The organism is Neobacillus sp. 204 (assembly GCF_046562815.1).
GTDB lineage: Bacteria > Bacillota > Bacilli > Bacillales > Cytobacillaceae > Neobacillus.
Window position 1 is genome coordinate 441,237 of sequence record NZ_JBJORY010000002.1, and the last position, 17,600, is coordinate 458,836.

Consider the following 17,600-nt stretch of genomic DNA (forward strand, 5'->3'; position numbering starts at 1 on the left):
CGATAATCCTCTTCTTCCCCCCTTTGGTGATAAACAAGTTTTTAACCGTGTATACAACTTTTTGCTTAGTTTACAAAATCCCTAAAGGTTGGCGGACCCTTGAATAAAAAATCTTTTGATACAAACAATATTTATAAATTACTAGCCGATTAGGAGTGAGTCAAATGGTAAATATATTGGAAACATTCATGGATGCAATGAAATCGTCGACAGATCAAGACGAAAACCAACCACTTCATGTCGGAGAAGTGATGGCATGCTGGATTTACTTAGCTGGACTTGAATTAGCCAAAGTATCTGTTCAAGCAGGTATAAATACCACAACGGATGATGAACTAAGAGCAATTCTTGAAGAAGATATGGAACTTGGGAACAGTCAAAGGAAACGACTCCATGATTTCATGATTAAGGAAGGAATTACGTTACCTCCTGCCCCTGAAGATATGCCAGTATCAGACCCTAACAGTATTCCTCCTGGTGTTAAATTAACGAATGATGTAATTGCAAACGAATTATCTTTAAAAATCATAAGTTTAATTATGCGTGCAGCTGGTGCAGCCTCCGAATCGATTCGTACGGATGTTGGTTTATTATTTATTCAGTTTCAAGCAGAAAAATTTGCTTTCGCAACTAGATTAAAACATTTAATGCGTAAACGCGGATGGATTAAAGTACCACCGTTTTACGTTCCACCTGGTTCATAGCACCTATTAAGTTAGGGGTAAAAAAGAAAAAAACCTAAACCACTAAAATTTAAGACATAAAAAGTCCCGATTTTAGTGATTTGGGTTTTGCCTGCATACACGAGTAACAATTCTATAAACAACTTTATTATATTCATGTTTAAGAATTTTTGGTGACCCTATTAAATTTTTTCTTCAACTCTGTCAAGTGCCTTGCCCAACATAATGATTGCAACGATAATGTTCATATTGGTCCAAATCCGCATGAACACTCTCCACTTGAATGGTTGCATGTTCCAAATCAAAGGTATCATGTAATTCTCTTAATGCATTCTTTAAAATCAAGTCGTGATTTTGATTTGAAATCACTAAGTGACAACTGATAGATGGGAAATTTGATGTGATACTCCACACATGAAAATCATGCATACTTACCACACCTGGAATTTGAAGTAATTTTTCTCGCACTTTTTCTACATCTAATTTCGCTGGTCTTCCTTCCATCAGCATGTGAATCGTATCGCTAGTTATCCCAATTCCACTTTTTAAAATTAATAGAGAAACAATTAGACTAGTAATGGGATCGGCTATGGTCCAGCCAAAATACATAATCAGTAAGGAGGCAATAATAGCACTAACAGATCCGAGTAAATCACCGATCACATGCAAAAAGGCGGCTCTCATATTTAGGTTCTCACTAGTTTCCGATTGATGCATTATCCAAGCAACAATTATATTTACAAACGCACCTATACTAGATATCAATAGCATTCCCGTACTGGAAATTGCTTGAGGTTCAGTAAAACGTTGAAAAGACTCCCACATGATTAAAATAGAAATGACAATTAATAAAAACCCATTAAATAAAGCGGCTAAAATTTCCAAGCGCTGATAGCCAAAGGTTTTACTTTCACTCACTGCCCTTCTCCCTAAAATAAAAGCTAGTAAGCCCACTCCCAAGGAAATGGAATCACTTAACATATGCCCAGCGTCTGAAAGAAGTGCCAGACTATTTGTCATGGTCCCTCCAATGAACTCCATAATCATAAAAATGGTAATAATTAGAAAAGCTATCATAAATGCTTTTTTATTTTGGGTGTGATGACTGTGATTGTGCCCCATGTAACCTCCTTTATCATTAACAAATTAAATTTAATAAGATCGTATGGAAAGACGGGAGGAAGCAGCATCCTATTAAGATGAATAAATATTTATCCTAGTCTATCATTCAATCTAATAAGAGAAATATATTCGACTAAATCTAGTATTATACCTATTAATTTACTGATTAACATATGCACGATACTACATTCAATTATGGTATGATGGAATGAGTTAATTATTTAAGGAGTGAAATCATGAGTGTACATAAGGATTTAATTAAACATGCGGCAAATCAACACGAAACCTATCAAAAATTCTTAGCTCTCGATCAACAACGGGAACAATATATCGAAGAGGCTATTGAGTTATGTAAACAAGGCCTCCCCTTTTCTACTGATAAAATAAATGCAGTCACCAATAGTATTAATAAAATCAACCTCCGCTTTATTCCAACAAGACAAAATGTTACGGGTGAGATGGTTCAGGAGTTCGTAAAAAAATTGTAGCTGATAAAAAAAGAACGGACAGTTTGTAAACTGTCCGTTCTTTTTTATTGATGATTATGGTTTAAAAATTGTCGCGATGACTTGATCATAGGTCATTTCTGTATCAACTGTGAATGTACCCGGACGCAAATTTTTCTCGACACCTTTTTTCTCAACATCTTTGGAGAATTTAAAAGCATCACTGACGATCTTTGATTTTACAAGCATTTTACCGACATCGATGCTTGTCATTCCTTGTGTCACGGAAATAACCGCTCGGTAGGCAATCTTTTTGGAATTATTATTAGTATTTGCAGTATTTGCAGCCGCCGAGGCTGCTTTTTTTGCTGCGTCTAGCGTCTTATCATATTCTGCCTTCGGTTGGACAACATAACCGGCAGCTAAAAGCATATCCTTCATTTCTGCTTCTGTTGGCTGAACAACTGTTGTCTGCTCGGTTTTGGTTGGTTTAGGAGCCGCTTTTGTGACCACAGGATCTTCAGTGAAGTAAACAGCACCACAAATGGACGAAGCTAGGAGAATTCCGGCCGCAAAGCTGCTCACTACATTAATTTTCATGGGCTAATTTGCTCCTTTCATCCTTTGGTGCCAAATAAGGTGCAAGGAATTGTTGAATTTCACTCTCTGAAACTTGTTTTTTCTGTGCAATGGTCTCAATCGAATATTTGCGTTTATACAAATCTAGCACTTCACGCTTAAAAATCATTTCTTCAGGAGTCAGCTGAACGCCTGCTTCCTTTGTGACCACCTCTATATCAAGTTCTAAATTACGAATTTGCTCGTGCACATTATTGATATCTTTCATAACAGCAACATGAACCATATCAATTTCCTTATGTTTTTGTTTTTCTGCCTTTCGATTCGACATTATTGAAACGAATAGCAGCACAGCTGATATTGCAATCAACAGAATTAATGTCCATTCCATCATTTGTTTCCTCCTTATTTTACATAGCAATCCACAATTCCTTATTATACATCGTAAACAAAAATTTTTCGACGAATTCTATGCAAATGAGACACAAGTCGGATGGATTTGACAAATCAAACCTTTAATTCTATAAAATTACTTCACAATTCAAACTCCCATTCTTCGCTAAGCCTTAAATAAAGGACAAGAAGGATGTTTTCTAAATCAACAGTCGTTTTCCCAGTTGGGTCCAAGCCGATTTTCGGAAATAATAGTTCGGAGATTTGTTCGGTAAGTTGATTTCTTTCCGTTAAAGGGATTTGCAGAAAACGATTTACGTATGTATTAACCAACTTCCATTCCTTCATCCCTAATGATTTCAAAGTCCACTCATCGATCGTAAGATCAACTTCTGAAAGGCATCTGCTTTCGATTTCCTTTTCTAACGGTGATTGTTTCTTTTTCCGTTTTGCTTTTCGCTCATGCACGACAATTGTGCCCGCAACAAGATCGCCTAACCGTTTATGCTTTGAATGGAAAAAGATCATAATAACCCCTAGAAAATAAGCCGTTGGTAAGGAATCAATGATTCGAATCAGATTCCGAATAAAGCTGGAAAGCAATGTGATACTATGGCCATTCTCCTGAATAACCCTGATTCCCATTAACTTCTTCCCAATCGTTCTTCCACCTGAAAAAAACTCAAACACAAAAAAGTAGCCCCAATTAACGAGAAACAATGCAATAATCGTTATCGCAATAGGGAGGGAATTACCGATGAAAATAAATTCCATTTTTGACATCCCATCTAAGACGAAAAAAAGGAGGATGACCGACAAAATGTTAAAAGTCATCAATAGCAACTGATCAATGATAAAAGCGGCTGACCTGCTGCCTAACCCGGCAATTTGAAATTGAATCGAAACGAATTCTGGTGTTTTAATATCTACATGATCTTCTTTCATGCGTTTCCCCCGTCACTTGGTTGATTATTTCTATTTCTATTTTTCTACAATATTACTATAATAAGGAGAATAAAGACTAATTATCCATAGTCCCTTAAAGTAGGTGTCATAATGAATGTGAAACAATTTGTGAAAATGCATCGAGAAGAATGGAAACAGCTGGAACAGTTAATCACAACCTTAAGTAAGCGTAGAAATGCCATTACTGGTGATCGAATCACTCAATATCATCGACTCTATCAAAAAGCAGCCCAGAATCTCTCTTACAGTCAAACCTTTTTTCCTCATGATGAAGTGACCCACTATTTGAACGGACTTGTCGCGAAATCACATAATCTTTTATATAAAGACCAAGTTTCTAGCTTCAAGCAAATCCGTCAATTTTTTAGTCAGAAATTTATTGGGCTATTACTAGAGCAATGGAGATTTATCATGGTGGCAATGATCTTATTTCTGATTGGCACCGTAGGGAGCTTTCTATCAGTTATGAATGATCCATTGCATATCTATTCAATTCTCCCAGCGGAAATTGCCAAGAGTGTGGACCCGGATCAACTCGGGAAGGGTCATAATGCGGTGGACTCCTCCCTCATGTCGGCTAGCATCATGACCAATAATATCAAAGTCGCCATCTTTGCTTTTGCAGGAGGAATCACCTTCGGGCTCGTTACCGTCTATTTAATGGTCTACAATGGCATCATCATTGGAGCGCTCGCCGCTTTGTTTTGGCATCATGGGAAATCGTATGATTTTTGGGCATACATCGTTCCTCATGGGATGATCGAGCTGACGGCCATTTTTATTGCAGGCGGCGCCGGTCTTCTGATGGGATATAAACTGTTTGTTCCAGGACAATATTCGAGGAGTTATCAATTAAAGCAGCAAGCGATGCGCTCCGTTCAACTCCTGCTCGGTACTATTCCGTTGTTTGTCATTGCCGGCATCATAGAAGGCTTCATCACTCCGGCAGCGATTTCATTAGAAGCAAAGTACATCGTGGCTATCTTAACCGTGATCGGGCTCATCCTTTATGTTGTGATAGGCAAGCTTAAACTCAGGCAAAGCTATAACAGATTCTGATTTATCATCTCAATATAATGAGAAACGGCGGTAATCGCCAATTTCTCTTCGCGGGCCTCGATCATGACGAGGCCTTGTTTTTCCCATTTGTTTTTTTCTCTCTTTTTAAAAAGAATTTGCTGCTGCGCAATACTTTTCCTCATCGCTGCTTGAACTGTATTTGGCTCCTCTCTTACTCTTTTTAAAAGCGTCTGATCTTCAATTCCAATCATTACAAATAAGTGTCTTTGTCTAAGCCGTTTGAAGAGGATAAGTGCACTTTCCTCATGGAGAAAAGTGCGCACATCACTAAATAATAACAACAGACTTCTTTTCTTTTGGACCATTTCAAGGTATTGCAACACGGCAGCGTAATTAGATTCAGCTGCATCCACGTTTAATGAATAGATGGCTTGAAGAATCGTCTGCAAATGTGCCATTCCTTTGGCAGGCGGTACAAAGACTTTAATATCTTTTGAAAAGGCGAGGACAGACACATAATCTCCCTTTTGAAGGGCGGCGGCTGTCACTGTCAAGGCTGCTTCTAACGCTTTTTCCAAGCGATTCCCCGTCGCCATTTCCGACCCCATCATTCTTCCGCAGTCAATTAAGATCGTAATATACTTTCCGTGCTCCGGTTCATATTCATTGGTCATCACTTCACGAAGCTTGGCTGTTTGACGCCAGTTGATTTTACGAGGGTCATCCCCCACCACATAATTCCTAATCTTAGAAAATTCTCCAACACCGTTCTGCTGCCTACGTATCTTTAACCCTTCGTACATCAAATACTTCTGCGCATTTTCTAAATACTGTTTGGTCTCCGTTAAATCCGGAATGACTTTCACTTCAGCCTTTAATTCAGCTGTTACTTGCTTTTCCCATAATCCCAGTAAACTCCTATAACGAAAATAAACTTTATTTATCTCGTACTTTCCTCGTACCAAAGGAGTAGTCTCATAGGAAATCCTCATTGCTGTCTCCTTTGGTATTGATCCAACAATGGGAAACGGCCTTCCAAAGGACTGCGGTAAATCATCAACCAAGCGGTATGAAAAAGAATAGGTTGAGGTATTTTGAACCTCGATCGTTACCGGATAAGTAATGCCTCTTTCCAATTCTGCTGAAATCGTCCGTTGAAAAGATAGCTGTTTTTTGGAGGGTGAAAAAAACAAATCTAGCAGACTTACCAAAAATAAAATCAAATTTGTGCTAAAGACCAGCCCCCATGAGATTTCCCACACGGTACTAATCCCTAAAACAATGGATAGAAAAAGGTAAACCAATAATAATTGTTTGGTCGGTAATACTCCTTTATCTTGGAACAGGAACCGAGCCCACCAGCTCTTCAATAATTTGGTCAACGGTTGCTCCCTCCAATTCTACATACGGCGATAACTGAATACGATGGCGTAGTGCTGGTTTGCTGACCATTTTAATATCGTCCGGTGTAACGTAATCCCTGCCTGAAAGGTAGGCCCAGGCTTGAGCTGCCTTTCCAATCGAAATTCCTGCTCTCGTACTTGCCCCAAACCGGATCGCTTCAGCTTCACGTGTTTTCCTGACAATTTTCATCATGTAATCTAATACATTCTCGCTTACCGTTACTTTTTCAATTTCCCTTCTAATTCTTAAAAACTCGTCCATATCTAAGATGGCGGCAACAAGCTTCTCGTCAAAGCTGTTTTCAATGACTTGTTTTAAAATATTTTTCTCTTCCTCGAAACTTGGAAATTCAATTCTCAGTTTAAAGAGGAAACGGTCCTGCTGTGCTTCTGGCAATGGGTACGTTCCTTCAAATTCAATTGGGTTTTGGGTGGCCACCACAAAAAATACCTCAGGTAATGGATACGTTTCACCTTGGATCGTCACTTGTTTTTCTTCCATGGCTTCTAACAAGGCTGCTTGTGTCTTTGCTGGGGTCCGGTTAATTTCATCAGCTAACAGGATATTTGTAAAAATCGGCCCTTTCATCGTTTGAAAGGTGCCCTCCTTCATATTGTAAATCGTGCTTCCAGTGATATCACTTGGTAATAAATCAGGGGTAAATTGGATCCGGTTAAAGGTTCCTCCTAATAGATTGGCCAATGTTCGTACCATTTGTGTCTTACCGGTGCCAGGCACTCCTTCTAATAGGACATGACCCCCAGCTAAAATAGCAGATAATAATAGTTTAAGATTTAGGCTTTGTCCTAAAATCCGCTCTTCATATTTGTCCAAAAAGGATGTTAATTCTGTTTTCATTCTTCAACCTCTCTCCTTAATTGCTCGAGCTTTCTTGACCATAATAAGTATTCCTGTTTTGTCAGTTTTTCTTTTTCAAGGATGTTGACCAATCCTACTAAAAAGGAGTTAATTTCACGAACTGACAATCGAGTCAACTTTCTCTCAATATAACTAGATAAATCCTGCCATTCTCTGTTATATGGTATCTGCCATCGTTCTTGAAGTAGCAGCTTGACATAGTCTGCTTGGATCATGATCGAATCATGATACCGTTTGCCGCGGAGGTACCAAGCAGCGAGTGCATTCACTCCCTCATCACTAAAACGAACAGTCTCTTCCCTTGGAACGAAAATAGGACCGAAACGCTTTCCCTTCATCCAAAGCCAGAGGATCATCAATAGGGTCGCTTGGACCACAAGAAGTAAGAACCACATAGGGTAGACATGCCAAACCGAAGCTGCATTTTCACCGCCATGAATGTATTCATCAAACAGGATCGAGTCTGATCCCTCTTCATTTAGTAGATACAAAAGCAGGGGTAGATGATCCTTCTTTAACAGCTTGCTATTCGTCATCCACTCAGGGGCGATGGCAACAATTAATTGCCCCTTTCCAAACAATTGTTTAACAGCAATCGGACCGCCCTGATCAGATAGTAATACCTGATTTCCCTTTCCAGACTGCAAACGGATGGTTGAATCAAACTCAGCACGATAGGGTGTATGGTCTTTTGTAAATACCTTCAATGTTCCATTAACGTCGGTTACATTCGTTTTGATATCAAACATACCCTGTGGATCGTTTTGCATCAATAAAATGGTATTGCCAGCTTTCATATAATTGATATAGGCCTTCATCTCTTTCCGTTCAAAGGGAAAAGATGGTTCAACCATGATCAGCATTTGGTGGTCTGATGTGGCAGATAGTAAGTCTGGTGAATGTCTCCAAATCTGCCCATCCTTTTCCTTTTTTACATATGTATAAAATGCCTTCACTCCACTAGGAGCAGGTGACTCGGCAAGATAATCTGGATAATACTGCGGTTTGGGTAAAGAACTTAAATAACTGAAGACCAAAAATAAACTAAGCAGGATGGCCAGCCCTATCCAGGTCCGAATGTTGGAAAGAGGTTTCATCATCTATTCTCCTCCCTCCTATCACCAAGAACCTTCCTTGTCTCATGATGGAACTGCAAATATTCTTCTTTCCAAACATTGCGTTCTCCGTAGGTCACTTCTTCAAAAAATTGAGCAAACTGATAGAATTGTTCTGCTTTCTGCAGATCTACTTTCCTTAGTTCATCATAATAATCCCAATTTGTTTTCCAAATTCTCGCCTCCAGCATCCCTTTTTCATGAAAGGAAAGAAGCAAGGCTAAAAACAAATGGCGGGTGGATAATCGATAATCCTCTAAACTCTCCTGGTTTTTTGCCTCTTCTAGATGTCTTTGAGACGTCCAATTCATTTCCTTTATCGATTGGAGCGGTTTTTGTTTACGAAGGGTCCGATTGCGCTTCATATTTCGAATCAGTAGAAAAGTTGATAATGCTAATAGGATAATAACAATAACGATGACAGCAATGAGGATGGGACCAGATGCCCAGCTTGCTGAATCGATGGCAGGAAACAATTTTTCCAACTGAGTGGCGATCCATTCTTTTGCTTGCTCCCACCATGTGGCAATGAATCCCTTTGATTCGTAATAAACTCTATATTCTTTTGTTTTTAAAATTTCTTCAAGGTCATCTCGTGCCTTGTTAGTATCGAACATACTCATCACCCAACATAATTTAATCCACCGTTTTGAATTCTTCAATCATTTCTTTTAAATCATCGGCATCATGTCTTGTTTTGGCATCCAGATACATAACCCCATAGCCCACCGAGAAAATCATCGTCGTGATCAAAGTGACGAGGTTCGTAATTAATGTTAGCAGCACACTATTCCCTAAAACCATTCCGAACGTCATTTGAACACCAAAACTAATACTTGAAATGATAAAATAAAAGACGATATAAAGACCCATCAAAACCCAGGTCCGCTTCCTTGATAGTCTCCAGCTTCTTCCTAATCCAGGGGATACCTTATCAATGACAACAGAACCAAAATAAAAGCTCCAGCGGGTTAATAATAATCCAACACCAATGGCAATGCCGAGAAAAAGAACAACTCCTAAAAGAATTCCTCCAATTGGATTCACGGAAGCCGCCACGACAAAACCAGTGACACCTACGATTGCGAGTGGCACAATGATAATCCCCAAGCTAATCAGCCCAAATAAAATACTGCTTCCCATGATGGGCCAAAATCGTGAAAAGGCTTGTTTAATGACCGAACCCACGGTATATTCTTCATTTCGTCGAACATGATTGATGGTAAAGAGAATGGCTGCCTCTGCCACAGGTGCCAAAATAGCACTAACGATACCAATGATGATAATGCCAATGTCAGCTCCGAGGCTGCTGGAATCGAATGTTCCTGACTCTTCAAAACTCGTAAGAATTTGCTCATACCACGCTCCACCACTGCCAACTTCTCTAAAAAAGCTAGTTCCAGAACTAAGTTGCAGGATCGCTTGAACCAAGTAAACGGGTCCCATGAAAATCAGTAAAATCATGAAAAAGTCCTTAAAGCGATTTTTAGTTAGATGAAAGGTATGATCGAGTATTTCTCCAAATCCTTTTGGGGTAGAAAACTTTTTATCCAACGTTGAAGTCCTCCTAGTATAATAATGAATATGACCTATTTTATCATCATTCAGATATATTTAGTGTAAAAAGTTGTCAATTGACGTGAAATCTAGACCAGTTTCAATGGAAGTGAGTTATTTTTCGAATAAGATTCAAAAGTTTGTCCAAAAATAATAATGGTTTGGAGTTTTTTACATATCAATTAATAGAAGTAAGAGGATAGACAGAAAGTGGTGGTGAAATCACATGGGTTGGATTTGGAATCAGCGGCAGCAAAGTAACGCTTATGGATATGATATCGTTGATCAAAAATTAATGACTGAGCGGAAACCGACGGGGGTTACTGTCATTACCCCCGTTTATAATGCTGAAAAATACTTAAGAAAAACAATCGATTCTGTTGTTACTCAATCCCTTGGCATGGATCAAATTGAATTTATTTTAATCGATGATTGTTCCACGGACTCTTCAAGAAAAATCCTGTTAGAATACTCTGCAAAATTTGCTAACATCATTGTTGTTTTTCTTAAGAGAAATACTGGAACACCAGGTCGCCCACGTAATATTGGGATTGAATTATCTCAATCAAAATATATTACTTTTTTAGATGCCGATGATTGGCTTGAACCCACTGGACTTGAAGTATTAACAACGATTCTAGCGGAAACTGGTGATGACTATGTTGTGGGCAAAACGATTCAAGTTACATCAAAAGGTATGTCAGTTGTCGGTGAGCATGAGTCCTGCAAGGAAAGAAGAAGTGTGTCACCCTTATCGATTCCACATATTTTCCATCATTTAGGGCCAAGAGCACGCATGATAAAAACGAACATCCTAAAGGATAATCAAATTCTATTTCCTGAAATGAAATTTGCAGAGGACAAGCAATTTTTCATTGATGTGCTTACCCAATGCGATACGATTTCAACAACTGAACAACCAATATATTATTTAAATCGGCTTGATAACCAAGATACACGATTAACTAATCAGACCAATATTATCCAAAAGACCAATTGTAATCTCAAAGTCATTAACCATATTATCAAGAAAAAGTTAGCGCTAGAAAAAGAGAAGATGGTTTTAAACCGACTCTATGAATTTGATTCGATTACACGGTTTTTTAATACACCACATTTTCATAAAACGAAACTGAAACGGGTCTATTACTATAAATTTAACCAAGTGTTAAAAACAACGAAAAAGTTAAATTATGAGTTTTCTGAAGAATTCATCCAACCCATGAACAAAGTGGTCTATCACTTATTTCGCGATAAAAAATATAAAGACCTTGAGAACCTTATTGTCTGGGAAAAGCAGGAGAAAATTAAAGATGTTATGATAAAAGATCATCTTCCCTTTGTGGTTGTTCCATTCTTAGAAGACAAATATAAATATATTCGTATTCCCATGCATTCCGTTTTAGAAGATGAATATGTGGATCAGAATAAATACACCCTTAAATTTAAAGTGTTTGGCGATCATTTGGACACACTCGCACATGGACTGATTCGGGATACAAAGAATGCCCTGCTGGAATCTTCCCTTCCTGTAAGTGTTGATAAAAGCGGGAATGGAACACTTGCACTGGATTTTGACGTATTAAACCAGCTGCCGACATCGAACTACTCCATTTTTTTACGTTTTAATGATTATTTGAAAATAAACATCAGAAAACCCACCCAAGGCAAAGCCACCTATCACTATAAAAACCGTGAGTTTACTTTTTACGATACCATTTACTCTAACATTGGCCTAAAAATTTCTTCTATAAAATAAAGGGACAGTATATGATGGCTGTCCCTTTGTTTGGTGTACATTTAGTTTTCCTTTTTCACTACTTGGTCATCATTTTCATATACAAGCCAATCAGAACCTTTGATGTTGTTTGATGCGTCAATGATTTTCTGCTTGACTCTTTTCTTTTCTGAGCCGGTTAATAACGTCGGTTGATAATCATTCCTTGAGGAAACCGAAGAAATTGAAAAGGGTACGACGTTGATTTCCTTCGTATCTGAAAGTACTCCATTTTTCAAATGAAAGGTTTGTTGAAATACAAATGTATCCTTGTCACTTGGATTTCTATTCCCGCCAAACATGAAGTTGCCGAGACTGTAGACAATAAATTTCCCATTATATTCTTCAATTCCTTGAACAACATGAGGATGGTGCCCAAGTATAAGGTCTGCACCACTATCGATGGTATATCGGGCCAATGACTTTTGGGAGCTGTCAGGGACATAATGCCGTTCACTCCCCCAATGATAATGTACGAGAATGATCCCGGCACCTTGCGCCCGTAACTCTTTAATATCCTTTGCCACTTGACTGCGTAATTCTGGTGTGTCTGACCACCCCTCATAACCCAAAGCACCAATTTTCGTATCTTTTACGGTTGTAATATATTTATGGTCATAACCAAAGTAGCCAATATTTTGATTCTTTAAGGAAGTAATCGTATCCTGATAGCCTTGATCTAAGTAATCATGGATATGATTGTTTGCTAGATTTACTGCTTCAATCCCTCCTAATTCAAGAATTTTCGCATAGGCTGGGTCACCTTTAAAGCGAAAAGTTTTTACCGCTTTTTGGGTCGCATTTGTAAGGGTTGTTTCTAAATTGACTGTTGTGAAATCATCATTTACAAAAATATTATCTAAGCCTTTTACAAAATACGGCAGTCCATTGTCATCAGCCGCTTTGATGAAGGAAGAACTATAATTAAACGATTCATCCGACCCTAGTGTAAAATCACCCGCTGCACTAATCTTAATGGTTGTTTCCTTGACCGGTTCAGGCTTGATTTCTGGTTTGCTTTCTGGCTTCATTTCTTGTTTTGGTTCCTCTTTTTTTTCCTTCTCAGCATCTTTCCCCTTATTCTTAGAGAGGTTCGAAGCAGCATTCTCTTCCTTCATACTGCTGTTCAAATAAAAACCACCAGAGATAAGCAAAATTACTACCAGGATAAGAAAAGGTAGAAATGATTTCTTCCGTCTTCGTCTTGTGTCTTTTCTACTATTCATAATCCAAATTTCCCCTTTTTACACTTAACTTTTCTTTTTCTACAATAAGTTCACTCAATACTCTATATAAAAATATAACCCATGGCCTCCTCCAGGAGGAAGTAAACCATGGGTTTAGAGGATGTATTTTTTACAGTTGCGAAAACTCTTCCACTAACTCACCAAATCGTTTCAGTGAATTTTCAATTGGATATGGTGTCGTTAAGTCGACACCGGTTTTCTTTAATAATTCAAGTGGATAATCCGAACTGCCGCTCTTTAAGAATTCTAAATAGGAATTAAGTGTCTCCTGATCACCTTCTAGTATTTTGGTCGCCAAATGAATCGCTGACGCAAATCCAGTAGCATATTTATAAACATAGAAAGGGCGGTAAAAATGAGGAATTCTTGACCAGCCAAATTTTACTTCTTCATCGAAGACCACCTCATCTCCATTATATTCCCGGAATAATGTCTCATAGGTTTGATTAAATACTTCCACATTTAGCGGCATTCCTTTTTCCGCCATTTCATGTGTCCTCATCTCAAACTCAGCAAACATAACCTGTGTAAAGAACGTCCCCTTAAATTGATCGATGAAATGATTCACTAAATGTTTCCGAACATCAGGATCTTTCTCGTTGTTTAATAAATAATTAATTAAGAGGACTTCATTAACGGTTGACGCCACTTCTGCCACAAAAATGCTGTATCGCGCCGTTATTTGTGGTTGATGCTGCGAACTTAACCGGCTGTGAACCCCATGCCCGCATTCATGGACCAACGTGAATAAGCTGTCCAAATCATCCTGATGATTTAAAAGGATATAAGGATGGACGCCGTATACCCCAAGATTGTAAGCACCAGAACGTTTCCCTGGAGTTTCTCTGACATCTAAATAACGCGCCTCTTTAAACTCCTTCAGAATATTGACATAGTCTTCCCCAAGCGGGGCTAACGCCTTGCACATCGTGTCATAGGCTTCTTCAAATGAAATGACTTGCTTCACACCGCTTATAAGCGGGACGCTCATATCATATTGACGAAGCTCATCCAGACTCAATTTTTCCTTACGAATCCGTGAATATTGATGGAGAGGACTGATATTTTGTTTGGCTGTTTTGATGAGATTCTCATAAACCTCTTTTGGTACATTATCTCCAAACAGGGCTTTTTCCAACGCTGAAGGATATTGACGAATTTTAGCCGTTGTCACATTATTTTTGATCGCAGCTGAAAGCGTAGCAGCAATGGAATTTTTTAATTGCAGGTAGGGAAGGTAATAGGCCTTATAGGCCTCTCTCCGTTTTTCACGATCGGTATCTTCGATTAATTTAGAGTACATTCCTCTCGTTAGCTCAACAGGGTTACCGTTCTCACTGGTCACTTCCCCGAATTTAATATCTGCATTATTCATCATGCCAAAAATATTCCCTGGTGCTGAGAGAGCTTCCCCTAATTGAGAAAGGACCGCTTCCTGTTCCTTTGATAATACATGCTGCTTGTAACGAAACGACTCCCATAAATCCTCCGCAAAGTAATCCAGCATCTTCTCCGCTTTTATGTATCCTGATAATGTGTCCTCATCAAGGCTTAATAAATAGGGCATAAAGAAGGAGGTGGAAGCACTAACTTTTACACTGAGTTGTTTTGCTCGGTCCAAATGGGATTGTGCCTGAGTATCCCTTGTATTTTCATCCACTCTCAGCATCGCATAGGCATAAACTTTGTTGAATAGAAAAGATAACTCTTCGCGCTGATTGAGATATTGATACAACGTATGGCCATCCTGAATCGTTCCATCATATTCCTTAAGGTTAGCAGCCGTTTCTTCTATCTTAAAATAATCCTCTTCCCATTTGTGGATATCTGAATAAATATCCTCTAAGTTCCACTTTTCCTCGATAGGTACTTCATTTCGATTGGTATAGTTCACCATTCATTATTCCGCTCCTCTCTATGTAAAAAATTTCAAACATTTATAATCTCTATCATAATCAATATATTCGAAAATTCCTATTGGTAACCCTGAAAAAAGAACACATAAAAAGCAGGCCACCGAAATGACCTGCTTCCTTAGAAATAATTATTTGGATAACTCTTTCTCTTTCTCAATGACTGCCAATCTTTCCTGGACCTCTTCTTCACTTAAACCGTGCTGTGCCACATAACGGTTGCGAGGATGAACGCGGCACTCATGTGAACAACTGCGAAGGTGCTTATGTTCGTTCTCCTCCGAGCAAAGAATTTTTCGGTTACATTCTGGGTTAGCACAATTTACGTAGCGTTCACAAGGCTCACCCGAGTAAAAATCCTTCCCGACAACGACATGCTCTTTTTGATTAACAAGAACACTTATACGCTCATCAAACACATAAAGCTGTCCATCCCATAGTTCTCCCTGTACTTCAGGGTCTTTACCATAGGTAACGATCCCGCCTTCAAGCTGTGATACATCTTCAAAACCTTCTTGAAGCAGCCAGCCAGAGAATTTTTCACAACGAATTCCACCTGTACAATAAGTAAGAATCTTTTTGCCTTCAAATTCCTGCTTATTTTCTCGGATCCATTGTGGAAGGTCACGGAAATTAAGAACATCCGGTCTAACAGCCCCTTTAAAATGACCTAGATCATACTCATAATCATTTCGAGCATCGATGACAACCGTATCTTCTTTCTGCATTGCCTCAAAGAATTCCTTTGGTTTCAAATGCTTCCCTGTTTGCACATTTGGATTGACGTCATCTTCCAAACGCAAAGTGACAAGCTCCGGTCTGCACCGTACCTTCATTTTTTTAAAGGCATGCTCGGACGCTTCATCAATTTTAAAAATAGTCCCTGCAAACAGTGGATGTTCATTCATATATTTCATATAGGCGTCAGTTTGTTCAATGGTGCCTGACACCGTCCCGTTAATACCTTCAGATGCAATGATAATTCGCCCTTTGAGGCCAAGTTCATTACATAAATTAAGATGCTCCTGGGTCACTTCTTCAGGATTCTCTATAGATACATATTTATAATATAATAACACTCTATATTCTTGATTCATGGTTACCACCTTACAATTTTATATATAAAAAACACTTGGTTTTTAGCATTAACCTTATGATTATAGCAAAAACCAACATGTATATTCAAATTTTTTCACTTTCCAAAGGATGTAATTCATGCTAAGGTGGATATTACCATCCGACTTTCTCCCTTATTCTGTTATAATTTTCTATGTGAGAAATTGTAAGGAGGAACACAAACTATGAAGAAACGTTATCTCCTCCTTAGCCTGGTAATTGCGGTTACCTTCATTGGAGGAATACTAACTGGAGTCCTTTTTTCCAAAAACAATCAAAAGCAAGAGCGTCCTAGTACGCTAATTATAGAGAATGCACCTAAATCGGCTATTAAACCCAATCCAAAAGAGCTGCCTAAGTTGAATAAAGTACCATCAAAGGTACTCATTGGTTATGTTCAGGATTATCGTGACCCAAACATTGTTGATTATTCGAAATTAACACATGTTATTTTCTCGTTTGTTCATCCTACGAAGGATGGCGGGGTTATGTTTAATGGCGATCTACCTTTAAAAAACCTTAGAACAGTTGTTAAAAAAGCAGAAAAGTATGACACGAAAGTCATGCTTGCGATTGGTGGATGGTACCACATCAAGGGTGGCGAATCCTATAATTATTTTAAACCAGCAATCTCTAATCCTAAATCTAGAGCAAAGCTAGTTAAAGAGCTTACTAATATCGCAGTCCGCGAAAAGCTAGATGGGATTGATATCGATTTTGAACACCCTCGCACAGCAGCAGATGCAAAAAATCTTGCTGCCTTCGCAAAAGAGTTAAGTGCACAGCTCCACCCGAAAAAGAAAGAGCTGTCTATTGCGGTCAATTCTAAAATTCATGCGGTAACGTTAACGGAAGTTGGCTTTATTCAGTATGAACCAACCATGTTCCAGTATGTCGACCATGTCAATATCATGGCCTATGATGGTCAGTGGGACGGCGGTTACAATGCCGCTAATTTATCGCCTTATCCGTATACTGAGAAAATTGTAAACTATTGGACGAACCTATTTGATACTCATAAACTTTCAAAAGAGAAATTAGTATTAGGCGTCCCGTCTTACGCTCAACCGGAAGATCCTAAAATTAAACAAGTCTCATTTGCTGCGATTATTAACAAAAATCCAGCGTATGCCGGAAAGGACACCGTGAAAATGAATGGGACGACCTACCATTATAACGGTGGTGCGACGATGAAAAAGAAAACACGTTTAGCCCTAGATCATGGCTTTGGTGGGATGATGATGTGGGAAGTTGGTCTAGATGCCCAAGGGTCACACAGTCTGACAGGGACCATTTCTTCTGAACTAAAAGCGTTGAATAACGAACCAGTTAAATACTATACAGCAAAAGGCTATTAACATGAAAAGGCTGTTCCCAGAGGGG

General features: G+C 38.7%; 17 protein-coding genes. 5 read left to right on the forward strand and 12 right to left on the reverse strand.

Going from position 1 to position 17,600, the window contains the following annotated elements:
• Positions 1-164: 164 nt before the first annotated feature.
• Positions 165-704, forward strand: coding sequence for a DUF3231 family protein (locus ACJ004_RS06235; RefSeq protein WP_410891848.1), 540 nt, complete (start codon positions 165-167; stop codon positions 702-704).
• 183 nt (positions 705-887) lie between these two features.
• On the opposite strand, the gene ACJ004_RS06240 is transcribed toward ACJ004_RS06235, so the two are convergent.
• On the reverse strand, positions 888-1,805 hold the full coding sequence (locus tag ACJ004_RS06240; RefSeq protein WP_410891850.1) for a cation diffusion facilitator family transporter: 918 nt from the start codon (positions 1,803-1,805) through the stop codon (positions 888-890).
• Between the two features lie 236 nt (positions 1,806-2,041).
• Between ACJ004_RS06240 and ACJ004_RS06245 the strand changes: the two genes are divergently transcribed.
• Positions 2,042-2,293, forward strand: coding sequence for a DUF2533 family protein (locus tag ACJ004_RS06245; protein ID WP_410891851.1), 252 nt, complete (start codon positions 2,042-2,044; stop codon positions 2,291-2,293).
• Between the two features lie 54 nt (positions 2,294-2,347).
• Here the strand turns inward: ACJ004_RS06245 and ACJ004_RS06250 are convergent, their stop codons facing one another.
• From ACJ004_RS06250 to ACJ004_RS06260, 3 genes are all read right to left on the reverse strand, one after another.
• Positions 2,348-2,851 carry an aminodeoxychorismate lyase gene (locus tag ACJ004_RS06250; RefSeq protein WP_410891852.1) on the reverse strand — a complete coding sequence of 168 codons (504 nt, stop codon included), beginning with the start codon at positions 2,849-2,851 and terminating at the stop codon, positions 2,348-2,350.
• Complete coding sequence (locus tag ACJ004_RS06255; protein ID WP_410891853.1) at positions 2,841-3,221, reverse strand: hypothetical protein; 381 nt, start codon at positions 3,219-3,221, stop codon at positions 2,841-2,843. Before ACJ004_RS06255 ends, ACJ004_RS06250 begins: the two co-directional genes overlap by 11 nt.
• A gap of 143 nt (positions 3,222-3,364) precedes the next feature.
• Positions 3,365-4,168, reverse strand: a complete 804-nt coding sequence (locus tag ACJ004_RS06260; RefSeq protein ID WP_410891854.1) for an RDD family protein — start codon at positions 4,166-4,168, stop codon at positions 3,365-3,367.
• 111 nt (positions 4,169-4,279) lie between these two features.
• On the opposite strand from ACJ004_RS06260, the gene ACJ004_RS06265 reads away from it, so the two are divergent.
• The gene (locus tag ACJ004_RS06265; RefSeq protein WP_410891856.1) at positions 4,280-5,248 is read left to right on the forward strand and encodes a stage II sporulation protein M; all 969 of its coding nucleotides are present in this window, start codon (positions 4,280-4,282) and stop codon (positions 5,246-5,248) included.
• On the opposite strand, the gene ACJ004_RS06270 is transcribed toward ACJ004_RS06265, so the two are convergent.
• Genes ACJ004_RS06270 through ACJ004_RS06290 form a run of 5 tightly spaced genes read right to left on the reverse strand, consistent with a single transcriptional unit; the run spans position 5,233 to position 10,161 of the window.
• Positions 5,233-6,591, reverse strand: coding sequence for a DUF58 domain-containing protein (locus ACJ004_RS06270; RefSeq protein ID WP_410891858.1), 1,359 nt, complete (start codon positions 6,589-6,591; stop codon positions 5,233-5,235). The genes ACJ004_RS06265 and ACJ004_RS06270 overlap by 16 nt on opposite strands.
• Entirely contained in the window at positions 6,542-7,471 is a 930-nt protein-coding gene (locus ACJ004_RS06275; protein ID WP_410891860.1) for an AAA family ATPase, read from the reverse strand. The genes ACJ004_RS06270 and ACJ004_RS06275 overlap by 50 nt, the downstream gene beginning before the upstream one ends.
• On the reverse strand, positions 7,468-8,592 hold the full coding sequence (locus ACJ004_RS06280; RefSeq protein WP_410891862.1) for a DUF4350 domain-containing protein: 1,125 nt from the start codon (positions 8,590-8,592) through the stop codon (positions 7,468-7,470). The genes ACJ004_RS06275 and ACJ004_RS06280 overlap by 4 nt, the downstream gene beginning before the upstream one ends.
• Positions 8,589-9,224, reverse strand: coding sequence for a DUF4129 domain-containing protein (locus ACJ004_RS06285; RefSeq protein ID WP_410891864.1), 636 nt, complete (start codon positions 9,222-9,224; stop codon positions 8,589-8,591). Before ACJ004_RS06285 ends, ACJ004_RS06280 begins: the two co-directional genes overlap by 4 nt.
• A gap of 19 nt (positions 9,225-9,243) precedes the next feature.
• A complete protein-coding gene (locus ACJ004_RS06290) occupies positions 9,244-10,161 on the reverse strand; it encodes a hypothetical protein (protein WP_410891865.1) in 918 nt (305 codons plus the stop codon).
• Between the two features lie 229 nt (positions 10,162-10,390).
• On the opposite strand from ACJ004_RS06290, the gene ACJ004_RS06295 reads away from it, so the two are divergent.
• Positions 10,391-11,923 (forward strand): glycosyltransferase family 2 protein, encoded by a 1,533-nt coding sequence (locus ACJ004_RS06295; RefSeq protein ID WP_410891866.1) that lies wholly within the window; start codon positions 10,391-10,393, stop codon positions 11,921-11,923.
• 41 nt (positions 11,924-11,964) lie between these two features.
• On the opposite strand, the gene ACJ004_RS06300 is transcribed toward ACJ004_RS06295, so the two are convergent.
• The 3 genes from ACJ004_RS06300 to trhO all read right to left on the reverse strand — a co-directional run bounded on the left by ACJ004_RS06300 (position 11,965) and on the right by trhO (position 16,198).
• Positions 11,965-13,167: a CapA family protein gene (locus ACJ004_RS06300; RefSeq protein WP_410891867.1), complete on the reverse strand. Its 1,203-nt coding sequence runs from the start codon at positions 13,165-13,167 to the stop codon at positions 11,965-11,967.
• 130 nt (positions 13,168-13,297) lie between these two features.
• Positions 13,298-15,085 (reverse strand): oligoendopeptidase F, encoded by a 1,788-nt coding sequence (gene pepF, locus ACJ004_RS06305; RefSeq protein WP_410891868.1) that lies wholly within the window; start codon positions 15,083-15,085, stop codon positions 13,298-13,300.
• Between the two features lie 147 nt (positions 15,086-15,232).
• Positions 15,233-16,198: an oxygen-dependent tRNA uridine(34) hydroxylase TrhO gene (gene trhO / locus ACJ004_RS06310; RefSeq protein ID WP_410891870.1), complete on the reverse strand. Its 966-nt coding sequence runs from the start codon at positions 16,196-16,198 to the stop codon at positions 15,233-15,235.
• 204 nt (positions 16,199-16,402) lie between these two features.
• Here trhO and ACJ004_RS06315 point away from each other — a divergent pair, with 204 nt between their 5' ends.
• Positions 16,403-17,575 (forward strand): glycosyl hydrolase family 18 protein, encoded by a 1,173-nt coding sequence (locus tag ACJ004_RS06315; protein ID WP_410891872.1) that lies wholly within the window; start codon positions 16,403-16,405, stop codon positions 17,573-17,575.
• Positions 17,576-17,600: the final 25 nt, after the last annotated feature.

Coding starts and splice junctions, on each gene's coding strand:
- ACJ004_RS06235 (WP_410891848.1), top strand. CDS start 165: ATGGTAAATATATTGGAAACATTCATGGATGCAATGAAATCGTCGACA.
- ACJ004_RS06240 (WP_410891850.1), bottom strand. CDS start 1,805: ATGGGGCACAATCACAGTCATCACACCCAAAATAAAAAAGCATTTATG.
- ACJ004_RS06245 (WP_410891851.1), top strand. CDS start 2,042: ATGAGTGTACATAAGGATTTAATTAAACATGCGGCAAATCAACACGAA.
- ACJ004_RS06250 (WP_410891852.1), bottom strand. CDS start 2,851: ATGAAAATTAATGTAGTGAGCAGCTTTGCGGCCGGAATTCTCCTAGCT.
- ACJ004_RS06255 (WP_410891853.1), bottom strand. CDS start 3,221: ATGGAATGGACATTAATTCTGTTGATTGCAATATCAGCTGTGCTGCTA.
- ACJ004_RS06260 (WP_410891854.1), bottom strand. CDS start 4,168: ATGAAAGAAGATCATGTAGATATTAAAACACCAGAATTCGTTTCGATT.
- ACJ004_RS06265 (WP_410891856.1), top strand. CDS start 4,280: ATGAATGTGAAACAATTTGTGAAAATGCATCGAGAAGAATGGAAACAG.
- ACJ004_RS06275 (WP_410891860.1), bottom strand. CDS start 7,471: ATGAAAACAGAATTAACATCCTTTTTGGACAAATATGAAGAGCGGATT.
- ACJ004_RS06280 (WP_410891862.1), bottom strand. CDS start 8,592: ATGATGAAACCTCTTTCCAACATTCGGACCTGGATAGGGCTGGCCATC.
- ACJ004_RS06285 (WP_410891864.1), bottom strand. CDS start 9,224: ATGTTCGATACTAACAAGGCACGAGATGACCTTGAAGAAATTTTAAAA.
- ACJ004_RS06295 (WP_410891866.1), top strand. CDS start 10,391: ATGGGTTGGATTTGGAATCAGCGGCAGCAAAGTAACGCTTATGGATAT.
- ACJ004_RS06300 (WP_410891867.1), bottom strand. CDS start 13,167: ATGAATAGTAGAAAAGACACAAGACGAAGACGGAAGAAATCATTTCTA.
- pepF (WP_410891868.1), bottom strand. CDS start 15,085: ATGGTGAACTATACCAATCGAAATGAAGTACCTATCGAGGAAAAGTGG.
- trhO (WP_410891870.1), bottom strand. CDS start 16,198: ATGAATCAAGAATATAGAGTGTTATTATATTATAAATATGTATCTATA.
- ACJ004_RS06315 (WP_410891872.1), top strand. CDS start 16,403: ATGAAGAAACGTTATCTCCTCCTTAGCCTGGTAATTGCGGTTACCTTC.